This is a genomic window from Bradyrhizobium xenonodulans, from assembly GCF_027594865.1.
Classification (GTDB): domain Bacteria; phylum Pseudomonadota; class Alphaproteobacteria; order Rhizobiales; family Xanthobacteraceae; genus Bradyrhizobium; species Bradyrhizobium xenonodulans.
In genome coordinates this window covers 493672-507442 of record NZ_CP089391.1, presented here as the reverse complement: position 1 = coordinate 507442, position 13771 = coordinate 493672, and the positions used below count along the sequence as shown (strand labels likewise).

The 13771-nt window shown below is 65.6% G+C and carries 12 protein-coding genes; 7 read left to right on the top strand and 5 right to left on the bottom strand.

The genetic code is table 11. The features are described 5' to 3' along the window. Positions 1-75 precede the first annotated feature (75 nt). Positions 76-2826 (top strand): beta strand repeat-containing protein, encoded by a 2751-nt coding sequence (locus tag I3J27_RS02425; protein WP_270164816.1) that lies wholly within the window; start codon positions 76-78, stop codon positions 2824-2826. 32 nt (positions 2827-2858) lie between these two features. Here the strand turns inward: I3J27_RS02425 and I3J27_RS02420 are convergent, their stop codons facing one another. Continuing rightward, positions 2859-4115, bottom strand: coding sequence for a Spy/CpxP family protein refolding chaperone (locus tag I3J27_RS02420; protein ID WP_270164814.1), 1257 nt, complete (start codon positions 4113-4115; stop codon positions 2859-2861). A gap of 236 nt (positions 4116-4351) precedes the next feature. Next, entirely contained in the window at positions 4352-5416 is a 1065-nt protein-coding gene (locus I3J27_RS02415) for a LysM peptidoglycan-binding domain-containing protein (protein ID WP_270164812.1), read from the bottom strand. Between the two features lie 209 nt (positions 5417-5625). Between I3J27_RS02415 and I3J27_RS02410 the strand changes: the two genes are divergently transcribed. From I3J27_RS02410 to I3J27_RS02395, 4 genes are all read left to right on the top strand, one after another. Further along, a complete protein-coding gene (locus I3J27_RS02410) occupies positions 5626-6321 on the top strand; it encodes a hypothetical protein (protein ID WP_270164810.1) in 696 nt (231 codons plus the stop codon). A gap of 117 nt (positions 6322-6438) precedes the next feature. Next, on the top strand, positions 6439-9102 hold the full coding sequence (locus I3J27_RS02405; protein WP_270164808.1) for a bifunctional diguanylate cyclase/phosphodiesterase: 2664 nt from the start codon (positions 6439-6441) through the stop codon (positions 9100-9102). Positions 9103-9222: 120 nt separating this feature from the next. After that, the gene (locus tag I3J27_RS02400) at positions 9223-9459 is read left to right on the top strand and encodes a hypothetical protein (protein ID WP_270164805.1); all 237 of its coding nucleotides are present in this window, start codon (positions 9223-9225) and stop codon (positions 9457-9459) included. A 136-nt stretch (positions 9460-9595) separates the two neighbouring features. After that, on the top strand, positions 9596-10285 hold the full coding sequence (locus I3J27_RS02395; protein WP_270164803.1) for an aspartate/glutamate racemase family protein: 690 nt from the start codon (positions 9596-9598) through the stop codon (positions 10283-10285). Between the two features lie 16 nt (positions 10286-10301). Here I3J27_RS02395 and I3J27_RS02390 read toward each other — a convergent pair whose 3' ends face one another. Both I3J27_RS02390 and I3J27_RS02385 read right to left on the bottom strand, forming a co-directional pair. Next, positions 10302-10424 carry a hypothetical protein gene (locus I3J27_RS02390; protein ID WP_270164801.1) on the bottom strand — a complete coding sequence of 41 codons (123 nt, stop codon included), beginning with the start codon at positions 10422-10424 and terminating at the stop codon, positions 10302-10304. 110 nt (positions 10425-10534) lie between these two features. Beyond that, the gene (locus tag I3J27_RS02385; RefSeq protein WP_270164799.1) at positions 10535-10711 is read right to left on the bottom strand and encodes a hypothetical protein; all 177 of its coding nucleotides are present in this window, start codon (positions 10709-10711) and stop codon (positions 10535-10537) included. Positions 10712-10881: 170 nt separating this feature from the next. Between I3J27_RS02385 and I3J27_RS02380 the strand changes: the two genes are divergently transcribed. Both I3J27_RS02380 and I3J27_RS02375 read left to right on the top strand, forming a co-directional pair. After that, complete coding sequence (locus I3J27_RS02380) at positions 10882-11019, top strand: hypothetical protein (RefSeq protein ID WP_270164797.1); 138 nt, start codon at positions 10882-10884, stop codon at positions 11017-11019. Positions 11020-11145: 126 nt separating this feature from the next. Next, complete coding sequence (locus I3J27_RS02375; protein ID WP_270164795.1) at positions 11146-12261, top strand: lactonase family protein; 1116 nt, start codon at positions 11146-11148, stop codon at positions 12259-12261. A gap of 33 nt (positions 12262-12294) precedes the next feature. Here the strand turns inward: I3J27_RS02375 and I3J27_RS02370 are convergent, their stop codons facing one another. Continuing rightward, positions 12295-13392 carry an ISAs1 family transposase gene (locus tag I3J27_RS02370; protein WP_270161936.1) on the bottom strand — a complete coding sequence of 366 codons (1098 nt, stop codon included), beginning with the start codon at positions 13390-13392 and terminating at the stop codon, positions 12295-12297. Between the last annotated feature and the right edge of the window lie 379 nt (positions 13393-13771).

The window sequence follows — 13771 nt, the reverse complement described above, 5'->3', positions numbered from 1 at the left end:
ATACCGCTCTCGTCCCACACGCATTTTCACGGCGCCGGACCGGCGCCGCATGTCCAGGGCACGTCAGGGGGAATCATGGCTTCTTTCACCGTGGCAAGCGGCTCCACAGTCACGTCCGCGAAGACCGTCGGCAACACCGATACCGGCACCATCGAGGCGGGCGGCACGCTGTCCTCCACCACCGACATCAGCTGGACCGGCGGCGCGGCCGGGCAGACCGTCGTGATCGACAACGCCGGAACCCTCATTGCGACGAATCGCGGCATCGACACCAAGGGCTCGTTCACGACGGGCAATTTCACCTTCACCAATGAAGCCGGCGCGAAGTTGATCGCAGCCGACGATGCGTTCCGCATCAACACGGCGCTCACCACCGGCACCATTACTGTCGACAATTCCGGCATCCTCGTCTCAGGCACGGTGGATGCGAACGGCAACATCGTCGCCGGCACCAGCGGGCAGGCGCTCGACTTCGCCGCGATCGTCTCGGCGAGCGAGGAGATCAACATCACCAATCACACCGGCGCCGTGATCGGCGCCTCCGGCAATGATGCGATCCGCCCCGGCGCCGGCATCATCACCATCAGCAATGACGGGCTGATCGACGCGACCGTGTCGGCCAGCCGCGCGATCAATCTGAACACGTCGAACCTCTCGAACATCACCTCGTTCACGCTGGATAACGCGCAGCACGGCGTGATCCAGTCGCAGGGCGATGCGGTGCGCATCACGGCGGCGACGCTGACCACGTCCGCGACCTATTCGATCATTGTCGACAATTCCGGCACCATCCAGTCGACGGGAACGGGCGCCAGCAACGGCCAGGCGATCGATTTCACCGATTTGGTCTCGACCAGCGGCACCATTCACCTCACCAACCAGGCGACCGGCGTGATCAAGACGGCGGATGCGGATGCGATCCGCGGCGGCGTCAACATGGTGATCGACAATTACGGCAAGATCTTCGGCGGCGGCGTGGCCGGCGACAGCAATGACGGCGTCGACTTCCAGGGCAACGCCGGTGGCGTCGTCAACAACCATGCGGGCGGCACCATCGAGGGCACCCGCCACGGCATCACCGGCGATCAGCCGATCGCGATCAGCAACGATGCGGGCGGCAGCATCATCGGCGATGCCGGCTCCGGCATCAACATGGACACCGCCAGCACGACCACCACGACCATCCTCAACGCCGGTCTGATCACCGGACATGCGGACGGCATCAGCGATGGCGACGGCATCGACGTCGACGGCCTCATCGCGCTGACCAATTACGGTTCGATCACGACGACGGGCCACAGCGACGGCATCCTCGCCGAAGCGATCACCATCGGCGGCGGCAGCATTGCGAATTACGGCACGATCACCAGCGTCGAGCGCGCCATCACGGTCGACGATTCCAACCTCGGCAACGCCTTCGCGCCGACGACGATTTACAACGAAGGCACGATCCGCGGCGGCAACGGCGAGGCGATCTCGATCACCGACGCCTATGCCGACACGCTCACCAACAAGGGCGTCATCGACGGCAGCATCGCGCTCGGCGGCGGCGACGACATCGTGAACGACTACATTGGCGCGACCTTCACCGCTGATATCGACGGCGGCGACGGCATCGACACGTTCAACCTGCTCGGCACCGGCTCCGGCACGCTGGCGCATACGGTGAACTTCGAGCGGCTCGACGTGCAGGCCGGCAATTGGAGCGTCAGCGATGCCGCGAGCTTCGCCTCCGGCATCACCATCGAGACCGGCGCCAGGCTCGCGATCGCCGACGGCGGCTCGCTCACCGGCGCCATAACCGACAACGGCGTCTTCGCCTCCACCCATTCAGACGTCTTCGTGTTCAACGCGGCGATCTCCGGCAGCGGCGCGTTCGACCAGGCCGGCACCGGCACCACGGTGCTCAGCCAGAGCAACAGCTACAGCGGCGGCACCATGCTGCATGCCGGCACGCTGGAACTCGCCGCACGCGATGCCGCCGGCACCGGCGCGATCATTTTCGAGGACGGCGCGCAGACGCTGAAGATCGACAGGGCGGCGCTGGACCACGGCCATCTCGACAACACCATCGAAGGCTTCGGCGGCGGCGACACCATCGACCTCGCCGGCATCGGCAAGGCCACGCAGGCGACGCTGTCGGCCGACAACGTCCTCACCATCACCGGCAGCAAGTCCGGCACGATCACGCTCCAGCTCGATCCGCATGCCTATGCCTCGGGGCTGAACTTCCAGCTGTCCTCCGACGGCAATGGCGGCACCAAGATCACCGCCATCGCCGACAATCTCGTCGAGGGCACCGACGGCAACAATCTCCTGATCGCGAAGCTGTTCAGCCCGGTCGGCAGCTTCCTGGACGGCAAGGGCGGCAACGACATCCTGATCGGCGGCCAGCATTCCGACGTGCTCAATGGCGGGGCCGGCAACGACCTGCTCTACGCCGGCGCCGGCGCGGATCAGTTCCGCTTCAACGGCACCGATCAGGCGGCCGGCCAGCGCGCCACCGATACGGTGTTCGACCTCAACTTCAACAAGGGCGATGCGCTGGTGCTCTACGACTACGAGGCCGGCACCTTCGCCTCATCCGGCGCGCATCCCGCGACCGTGCTCGACACCGGCGAGGGTTTGGGCTCCGGCACGGTGGTGAAGTCGATGGCGGCGCTGGCCGATCTCGTCAAGGATTCGGCCGACGTCACCGCCCATCGCGGCGGCGCCAACGACCTCGTGATCGACATCAGCCAGAGCAATGGCAGCCACGAGACGATCGTGCTCGATCATCAATGGCAGGCCTATTCGCTGGCATCCAGCGGGCATTTCTTCAGCTAGGATTGCAGATTGAAGCGCGCGTGGGCTACTGATCACGCCCCGCGCTTCGGCCCAATCGCCTCGAAGCCGGCCTTCTGCTCGTCGCTCAAGTCGGCCTCGAAATCGTCGAGCGCATCGGTGACGCCGCTCACCGCTTGCAGCATCGTCTGAAGCCGCGCCTTCACGGCGGCGAGGCGGGCTTGCGGTGTCTCGGCCGCCTTGGACGGGCACGGGCTCAGCGTCTCCATCGTGCGCAGCGTGGTGTCCTGAAGCACCTCGAGGCGGGCGCGGGCGATCTCGTCGAGCTTGAGCGTGGACGCGATGTCGGCCGCGGGCCATTGCTGCTGCACGAGCTGCTCATATTGGCGCTGCAGCTTTTCGTCGTAGCGGGGATCGCTGTCCGCAGCACAGGCGCTTGCCGCCTGCGCGTCCTTGCGCTGAGCCGCTGCCAGCGCGGCTTGACGCTCCCGGGCCAGGCCATCGAGCTTTGTCTTCTGGTTGTTGTCGAGGAGACCTTCGAACTTTGCCAGCGGCGGCGCGACCCGGTCCGTTGCCTTGATCATGGCCTCGATGCGCTCGCGCATCAGGCCGAGGCGCTCCAATGCGGTCGCGGGCGCCTGCTCCGGGCAGGTCGCGCGGATGCTGTCGCGGGCATCAAGCCAGGCGGCATTGAGATCGTCGAGTGCGCTGCGCTGCAATTCGTTCGGCTGGACAGTGGCGGCGATGCGGTCCACCGGGAAGCCGGCGGGATCGCTGGCGTCGCAGATGTTCTGTGCCGACGGAATTTTGCGCGCGCGCCGGCCTTGCGGCGCGGTGTAGGCGGCAAGCTCGGTGGCCGCATAGGGCGCGAAGATCGCGGCATAGATGTCGCCATAGCCGTAGAGCGAGAGGCCGGTCGTATCGCCGTAGACGACGGTATTGGTGAGCTCGTCATGCGCGAACGGCCAGAACACCGGGCCGGCCCAGCCGTAGCTGCCGTCGGGATGGCGCCACCAGCCCTGCGGGCGGCGGCCGCCACGCCAGCCAGACAGCGCAGCTTGCGCCGAAAGCGCCGCGCGCAGGATGGTGGGGTTGGAAGGTTGGCCGCGCTCGGCACCGCGCGGGTCCTGCGCCCGCAACGCAGCGGAGCGGTACCGGCTGCCGCGCGCCGCCATGCGGCTATGGCGCAGGCGCGACATGCCGATGACATGACCCACGGCAAATTGTGCGACGCCAAGCGGACCGCCGCGCATTCCGAACTGCGCCTCGGCTTTATCAGGCAGCAGCACGGCCAGAGCAACGAGGGCTGCGCCTGCCAGCGCCAGTCCCATGCGTGATCCCGGAATGATCGCTGACCCGACCAGCGGTTTGACCACTGAGCTGACCACGTCCTGGTCCTCCTCCGGCGCCAAGCGCGCACCGCGCCGCATCGTGATGACGCGCAGGGGAACCAAAGGTTCCGAGGGCTGCCGGGGGCAAAGCGTCGCGGCGCGGCTTCCTTACCTCTCAGCGCGAGCGAAGCTCGTCGCGGCCCCGTAAGAACGGGCAGAGGGAGAGGAGAGACCGCTCACGGCGCCTTTTGCGGCAGCACGAAAGTCTGACCGGGATAGATCAAATTGGGGTTGTGGATCTTGCTGCGGTTGGCGTTGAAGATCACGGCGTAGCGGGCGCCGTCGCCGTAAGCGAGCCGGCTGAGAGCCCACAGGCTGTCGCCGCGGGAGATGACCCGGTTACCGCCTGCTTCCGCCGGTGCGGCATTGAAGACCTCCGCGGGCGAGGCCGATGCGACCGTCGTGGCCGCCGGTGCGGCGGGCGCCCGCGCCATGACGCCTGACGTGCTCCTTGGCTTCGGCGCGCCCATCAGTCGGGGCCGGGCGGCGGGCTTGTCCGATGCCGAGGCCAGGCGCGGCGACGGCAGGGACGCCACGACATCCGACTTGTCGTCCGGTTTCTCGGCCTGCTTCGCCTCCTGCCGGGCGGCCGGCAGCGGGCGTGCGGGCGGCGGCGCGGCTTCGGCGACGGTCACCGGCATGGTGCGAGCCGACTGCGTGACGGTGCCGTCAGGCGCTTTCGCCCGCAGGGTCAATTCATAGGAGCCGGCGGGAAGCTGCGGCGGGGTCATCACGAACTGGCCCGACGCATCGGCCACCACCGAATAAAGCGGCTTGCCGTCGCGCAGCAGCTCGACCTTGGCACCGGGCGCGGCCTGACCTGCGATCACCGCGGCCTCGCCATGATCGTCGACGCGGGCGACGTCGAAACGGGGACCGGTGTCCGCCACGGCCGCCGGCGGCTTGACCGGCGCGAGATCGGCCAGCGCATTGACCTCCTTCTGCGTCTCGGCCAGCGCATCGGCCTTCGGCGCGGGAACCGGAGCCGCGGACGGCGCCGGCGGCGTGCTGGCGGCAAGCTTCGGCTCGTCCGGCCGGGTGTCTGGCTTGGACAGGGGCTTGGACTCGGCTTTCGCTTCGACCTTGGCGTCAGGTTTGGCCTCCGGCTTCGCGGCCGCCACGATGTCGGTCTGCGCGCCGCCCGGCAGCAGGCGGCGCAACTCGGTGGGCCCGATCACTAGCACGGTGCCGGCCAATGCGAGCAGACAGAATGCAATGAAGGCTTTGGAAGCGGTCATCATCGGAAACGAACCTCAACGAGCCTTGAAACGAGCCTTAGATCAAACGAGCCTTGGGTCGCAAATTGGCCGAGGCCGGCACGTTGCGCCGATTTGGCCACGGCAGCAAGACGTTCGATAGGATGAGTGCCTCGCCGTTCCGGTGAACCGGTGCGGCCCCGTCGGCGTCAAATGAGCGAGACCGCAGCGCAGTATTTTTAGGGATTTTTTCCGTGAACGCATTTTGCCGCCGCGCGCCATGGCTGGCGCTTGCCCTTGTGCTCGCAGCCTCCCCCGCACTCGCCGCATCGGGGCCGCCGCCGGGGTTCATCCTTACCGACGATGCCGATCTCGCCTTCACCTCGCCGGACGGCGCTACCCGGCTCGAGCAGTACATGAAGGACAGTGAAGACCTTTTCGGCGTCAAATGGCAGGTCTGGGCGCGGCACGGCGAGCAGATGACGGAGCTGAAGCCGGAGCAGGGCTATGGCGCCGGCTTCCGCTTCACCAACGACTCGCAATGGCTGGTGCGGATGCAGAAGACCGGCTCCGGCGCGCAGGATCTGTTTCTCTACCACGTCGAGAACGGCGCCTTCGCGAGCGCGACCAGGACCTCGCTGAGCGACCTCGCCTGGGCCTATTTCCACGGCCGGCCGGACACGAAGAAGATGAAGCTCGACTACCACATCTCGGCCAATCTCGTGAAAGGCACCGAAGAGGCCTATCGCGGCCTCGGCGTGAAATGGCCCGACAACCGCTACCTCGTGATCTCGCTCTCGGGCGCCATGGACAAGCATCCGAAGAACGTCGCCGTGAAGGGACTGGCCGACTGGCGCTGCCGCTATGACCTCAAGACCGGGACGTTTGACGTGCCGGCGATGTTCGTGAAGGGAAATGCGGAAGCCTTGAGGTGGGAAATCCGGCGGTGAGCGCCGGCGGCCCGGGAACCAACTCCCTGATTCCGCTCCAATTCATACTCTCCTAACCTTCACTGGTAACCCGGTCTTGTCGGTTTTGCTGCATCTTGCATCCCACGGGAGGGCTGGATGGGCACATCAATTCGATGGACCACGCGCATGCGCGCGTTGCTCCGCCGTTGGCAGGGCGCACCGCTGACGTGGCTGATCGCCGGCGGCGTCGTGCTGATGGTCGCGATGGCCATCGGCACCGCGCTCACCGTCGACCGCTTCCGCCAGAATGCCATCGAAAGCGGCCGTGACAGCCTGGAAAACTCCGTGCGCCTGCTCGCCCGGCATTTCGACCGCGAATTCGAGGCCTTTGCGGTGCTCCAGAAGAGCGTCATCGCGGAACTCGAAAGCCATGGCATCGAATCCGCCGATGTGTTCCGCAGCGAGATGGCCACGCTTGCGATGCACGAGGTGCTGCGCGCAAAAGCCAGCGGCTGGTCCGACGTCGCCGGCGCCAATGTATTCGATGCTGACGGCGTGCTGATCAACTCCTCGCGGCGCTGGCCGGTCGCCGACGTCACCGTCGCCGACCGCGGCTATTTCAAGCGTCTCAAGAATGATCCGGCCTCGCAGGAAGAGGTCGAGGTCGTGAGCGGCCGGATCGGCAACGGGCCTGCGATCGTGTTCGCGCGGCGTGTCACCGGTCCGCATGGCGAGTTCTTCGGCATCGTATCGCGGGCGATTTCGCCCGAACAGCTCGAAGCCTTCTTCGCCTCGGCCGGGCTCGGCGAGGAATCCTCGGTCGCGATGCACCATCAGAACGGCCAGCTGCTCGCGCGCATTCCGCATGTCGATGCGATGATCGGGCAAAACTACCGCAAGGGCACGCCGGAACAGATGGCGGTGTTCGAGCGCACCTTCGTCACGACGCAGCTCGCGAGCCCGATCGACGGCAAGGACCGCATCGTCGCCTCGCGCATGCTGACCGGCGAGCCGCTGGTCGTGGTCGCGACCAAGTCGCTGGACGCCACGCTCGCGACCTGGCGCACGCAGACGAAATTCTTCGTCACCGTCGCCGTGCTGTCGATCGGCCTGCTCGTGCTGACGCTGTTCCTGATCTTCCGCCAGATGACGCAGCGGCTCTCGGTCGAGAAGCAGCGGCTCGACACGGCGATGAACACGATGACGCAGGGCTTGCTGATGTTCGACCAGGACCAGCGGCTGATCGTCTGTAACAGCCGTTACATCGGGATGTACGGGCTGTCGGCCGAATTGGTGAAGCCCGGCGCCTATTTCCGCGACGTGATCCAGCATCGCTTCGAGACCGGCTCGTTCCACGGCGACGTTGACACTTACTGCGACGGCATTCTGGACAGCGTCGGGCAGACGCACAGTGCCATCATCGAGACGGCCGACGGCCGCCTGATCGAGATCAAGAACCAGCCCGCCGCCGGCGGCGGCTGGCTCGCCACCCATGACGACGTCACCGAGCGTATCCGCGCCGACGAGCGCATCGCGCATATGGCGCATTACGACGCGCTGACCGACCTGCCCAACCGCGTGCTGATGCGCGGCCATCTGGAGCGCCGGGTGGCGGAGCTCGCCGAGGGCAAGCCGTTCGCGATCCTCTATATCGACGTCGACGAGTTCAAGGGCGTCAACGATTCGCTCGGCCACGAGGTCGGCGACGAGTTGTTGCGCCAGGTGGCGAACCGCCTGCGCGCCTGCGTCAGCGGCAACGATCTCGTCGCGCGGCTCGGCGGCGACGAATTCGCCATCGTCAAGGCCGGCATGAGCGACCCGAGCGAGCTGACCGCGCTGGCAGAAAACATCCTCAAGGCGCTCCGCACGCCCGTGGACTGCAAGGGCCAGGAGATCCCGACCGACGCCAGCATCGGCATCGCGATCGCGCCCGATCATGGCGACAATCTCGACGACCTGCTCAAGCGCGCCGATCTTGCGATGTATGCAGCAAAGTCGGAAGGGCGCCGCACCTTCCGCGTCTTCGTGCCCGAATACGACGCCAAGGCACGGCTGCGCCGCCAGCTCGAACTCGATTTGCGCCAGGCGCTGGTCCGCGGCGAATTCGAGGTGCATTACCAGCCGCTGGTCGATCTGGCCGCCAATGTGGTGACCGGCTGCGAGGCGCTGCTGCGCTGGCGCCATCCCGAGCGCGGCATGATCTCGCCGGCCGACTTCATTCCGGTTGCGGAGGAGACGGGCTTGATCGGCGAGATCGGCGAATGGGTGTTGAAACAGGCCTGTACCGAAGCAGCAAGCTGGCCTGGCCAGATCCATATCGCGGTCAACGTCTCGCCGGTGCAGTTCCGCTCGCGGACGCTGGCGCTCAAGGTCGCAGCCGCGCTGGCGGAATCAGGGCTGACGCCGGGACGGCTCGAGCTCGAGATCACCGAGACCGTCCTGATCCGCGACGACGAGGAGGCGCTGACTGTCCTCCAGCAGCTGCGCGAGCTCGGCGTGCGCATCGCGCTCGACGATTTCGGCACCGGCTATTCATCGCTGAGCTATCTGCACCGCTTCCCCTTCGACAAGATCAAGATCGACCGCAGCTTCATCAGCGATATCGGTCAGTCTGAGGATTCCTCACCGATCGTTCAGGCCGTAGTGCACATGGCCGCCGCTCGCCACATGGCGACGACGGCCGAAGGCGTCGAGACCGAAGCCCAGCGCGAGGTGCTGCGGCGGCTCGGATGCAGCCAGATGCAGGGCTGGCTGTTCAGCCCGGCCGTGCCCGCGGCGAAGCTGAAGCAATTGTTGTCGGCGCAGGCTGCGGCGGCTTAGCTGGCCCCGCATCCCCTGTATCATTCCCGCCGCCGGGAACGATTGCCGATTTTTCCCGTTGAAGCGCCACCCCGATCGTGGCGCGATCCGGGATCAGACGAGCAGCGAGAGGGACCGACAATGAAATTTTCAGCACTGGCCGCGGCGACGGCATTGATCGCGACGATCGCACTGTCCGCGCCGGCTTCGGCACGATTGGGCATCGCGCCCCCGGCCACCGGTCAGGATGAAGCGATCATCCAGGTCCGTGGCGGCCATGGCCATGGTCACGGCCATCACGGCGGCTGGCATGGCAATCGCGGACATCACTACGGCTGGTATCGGGGACGCGGCAACTGGCGTCATCACCATCACTGACTGACGACACCGACTTCGCCGCCTGCAACTCATCGTTCGGGCGGCGTGCGTCCGCGGCAAGACAATCATTCCGCATCATGATGGCGGGCCTGCGCGTCTTCGGCTAGGATCCGATTGAAATCATCGGAGCCGCAGAATGCAGACGATTGGCCTGATTGGAGGCATGAGCTGGGAGAGCACCGCGCTCTACTACAAGCTCATCAACGAGCGGATCCGCGATCGCCTGGGCAAGCTGCATTCGGCTCCGCTGTTGATGTATTCCTACGACTTCCAAGAGATCAAGGAGATGCAATATGCCGGCCGCTGGAACGAGGCGGCGGCAAGCCTGGCGGAGGTCGCACGGCGGCTTGAAGGCGCCGGCGCGCGCGCGATCGTGCTGTGCACCAACACGATGCACAAGCTGGCCCCCGACATCACCTCGCGCGTGACCATTCCCTTCATTCACATCGGCGATGCGACGGCGAAGCGAATCCGCGCCAAAGGGTACCGGCGGGTCGGACTGCTCGGCACCAAGTTCACGATGGAGGAAGAGTTTTACGTCGACCGGTTGCGCGCGCACGATCTCGATGTTCTGCTTCCTCCCGCCGACACGCAGGCCGACGTGAACCGCATCATCTACGACGAGCTGTGCCTTGGAATCATTTCCGCACCCTCGCGCCGCCGCTATCAGGACGCGATGGCGGCGCTGGTTGCCCGCGGCGCCGAGTGCATCATCCTCGGCTGCACCGAGATCACGATGCTGGTCGGCCAGGACGACACGACGGTCGAGACCTTCGACACGACGGCCATTCACGCCGAGACCGCGGCCGACTTCGCGATCGGTTGATTGCGATCGCGCAAATTCACATCAGCCGTCTTGCGGCGCGCACTTCGGCGATTTCGGAATCGGGATGGCTGACGATGGTAGCGACCCAGATGCCGCTGATGATCAGCGACCAGGCGGTGTTCCAATAGATCCAAAACATCTGCCAGCCTCCAGTTCGATCTCCTCCGCCCGCAGGACCAAGCTAACTGCAAGGCAACGCTGCCGTTCCCGGCGCGATTGCGGCAGGGCGTGTGCGGGCGAAGCGTAGCGCTATTTTTGCTTGGTCGGCGGTGAGCCGCGATCGGTTTGGCCGGTGTGGCGCTTTGCCACGACATCCTCGTCGCGCTCGCCCTCGGGCGGACGCGGCGGCGGCTTGGGCTGGCCTTTCTGGCCGCCATGCTTGCCGCCCATGTCGGGCTTGCCTTCGAGGTCGTTTTCACGGGGCATGCCGGGTCAATGCGCTGGCGCGGCATTGGTTCGCAATTGCGCGAGCTGTTTTCGCCTGTGAGCGAGTTCATAGGATCGCCGCCATTTGCAGTGCACGATCATCTACGCGCCTTGGTGCATTCCCACTTGGCGCATTCTACTTGGCGCATTCCAATTGGCGGACGGATTTGATGCGGAAACGACTGGTCGCCTGGACCATTTTGACCTGCGCGCTGCTTGCGGTGGCCGTCTGGGGCCTGCTCGGGGCGCCTGACACTGCGTCCGGTCTCCATCTGCCTTCGCGCAGCCAGACGGCCGCGGCGCGGTAGCGATCCGGCGCGACCGATACAATTTCAGCATCGATCGATCCCCAACTGGAATTTGGTACGGTGGCGCGGCTCCCGCTATCTTCCACGGCAAAATGACAAGGCCGCACCGGCTGTAAGGAGGACCCCATGTTGAGACCGACACGCCGCATCGCCCCGCGCGCTGCGATCGCCACCACCCTCGCCTTCCTCACTCTCGTTTCTGGAGCCCGCCCCGGCATGGCCGAGACCTTTGCCTATGTCGGCAACGCCGACAGCAACGACATCAGCGTGTTCAAGATGGCCGAGAGCGGCGAGATGACCCCGGTGCAGACCGCCGCCTTCACCGGCGTCGAAAAGCCGGGATCCTCGACGCCGCTTGCCATCACGCCCGACCACCGCGTGCTGATCGCGGGCGTGCGCTCGCAGCCGTTCCTCGCGGTGAGCTTCGCGATCGATCCCAAGACGGGCCAGCTCAGTCCCATCGGCAACGGGCCGCTCGCCGACAGCATGGCCAACATCGCGGTCGATCGCGACGGCAAATTCCTGTTCAGCGCCTCCTATGGCGGCAACAAGGTCGCGCTCAATCCGCTTGCCGCGAACGGCGTTGCCGGCGAGCCGAAGCAGGTGATCCCGACCGGGCTCAACGCCCACGCCTTCCTGCCGGCGCCCGACAATCGCTTCGTGTTCGCGACCAATCTCGGCTCCGACCAGGTGCTGGCCTTCGCCTTCGATGCCGCGGCCGGCACGCTGACGCCGAACGATCCGCCGGCGATCAAGGTGCCGGAGAAATCAGGACCGCGGCACTTCGTGTTTCACCCGGGCGGCAAGTTCGTCTATCTCATTCATGAGCTCAACGGCGACGTCGCGGCGTTCAGCTATGAAGCCAAGAGCGGCGCCTGGACCGAGATCCAGCGCACCACCGCGCTGCCCGAGGGCTTTACTGGCAAACCCTGGGCCGCCGACATCCACATCACCCCGGACGGCCGCTTCCTCTACGCCTCCGAGCGCACCACCAACACGCTCACCGCCTACAAGGTCGATGCGACAAGCGGCAAGCTGACCACGATCGGCAGCGTGCCGACCGAGAAGCAGCCCCGCGGCTTCCACATCGATCCCGCGGGGCGCTACCTCGCCGCGGTCGGCGAGCTCTCGGACAGCATGACGGTCTATGCCATCGACCAGAGCAGCGGTGCGCTCGCCAAGCTGAAATCCTATCCCACCGGCAAGAAGCCGAACTGGGTGGAGTTTTTGAGCCTGAAGTGAGGTCTCGTGCTTACCCTCCCCTGGAGGGCAGGGCTATCGCATGTGGCCGAGGAGTTCGAAGAAGAAGGCATCGTTCCAGCCGGCCCGCTTGAGCTTGAGACGCAAGGAGATGGTGCTGTCGGGGTGAGCTCTGGCGACGTTGAGGGCAAGTCGCCTGAGGACGGCAAGGTTGGCAGGACCGTTGTCCTTGCGGTTGCGGGCCAGATCCTCGTCGAGGATGACGTCGAGCGGCCAGTGCAGGCCGTTTTCGATGGTCCAATGGGTGCGAACGATGCGCAAAACCTGTGTGCGACTGTAGTTTTGGCTCATCAGGAAGTAGCGCTCGACAGCTTTGTCCTTGCCGCGCTTGCTGGTGATCCGGGCGACAGCTTTGAGGGCGGGAAAGTTATGTTTCTCGGCCATGTCTTTGACGGGCACGACAAGCGCGCTGCGTCTTTCCTTACGCCCATGGTCTGCATCGGCGGTAGCAACCGGCTTCTTCCCCTTGCGCGCCGCTGCGGCAATCGCGGCCTTGGCGTCAGCCAGCAGGGCGGGCTGGTTCTCCTTCACCGCCAGCACGTAGTCGCCGCCCTGCGTCACGATCTGCTTGGCCATCCCTCGGTGACAATGCAGTGCATCGGCCGTCACGACGCAGCCTTTGAGTTGCAAGAGTTCGAGCAGTTGCAAAGCGCCGGCGGCTTCGTTGTTGTTCGGCGCCAGAACGTTGGCCAGCGCCATGCGCGTCTGCGCTGCCCACGCCGTCACCATCACCGGCGGCATGTGGCTTTTGCCGCTCTCGTAGCCACGCCGCAGCGCCTTGCCGTCCAACGCGATCACGCCTTGCGGCCGTGCAATCTGCGCGCCTTGAGCGAAGGCTTCCATAAAGCGGCGGAATGCCGCCTCGAATGCTTTTGGATCGAGCATGCGGAACACTCGGCTGAACGTGTCATGGCTCGGCAAGCCATGCTTGAGCACCAGCACGTCCTGCCAAAGATAAGCCTTCAGCCGCGCAAACAGCGCCATGTCGGTGCAACTCGTCGCTCCGCACAACGTCGCCATCAGCGCGATGAACAAAAGCTCCGTCAGGTCGTGCAGCGCATTGTCCGCACGCGGGTCGGGCAGGTCTTCGAAGCACTCCGAAAATCGATCCATCGGTCGCCCTCTCCAACTCCGGGAGCCACCTTCAGAATCGATTTCTCTCCAAATCGCAATGCCTTAGAGCCACATGCGATTCCCCTGCCCTGGAGGGGGAGGGTCGCTAGGCGTTGAGCGAAGCGAAATGTCTAGCGGGGTGGGGTGATAGTCTCTCCATCGAGGCGGTGCCCGCGTGGAGAGATCACCCCACCCCGCTCGCGCTGCGCGCGATCGACCCTCCCCCGTCCAGGGGAGGGTGAAGAGCAGCGAACCTTCCCCCGGTCCCGAACACTAATTCAACAGGCGGCATCGCGCCGCCTGCGCTGCGGCATTCTCATCCGGCCGGCCCATGGTCCACCGCGCGCGCTTCTGCTATCGATGAGGTCGTCAAGGCCCC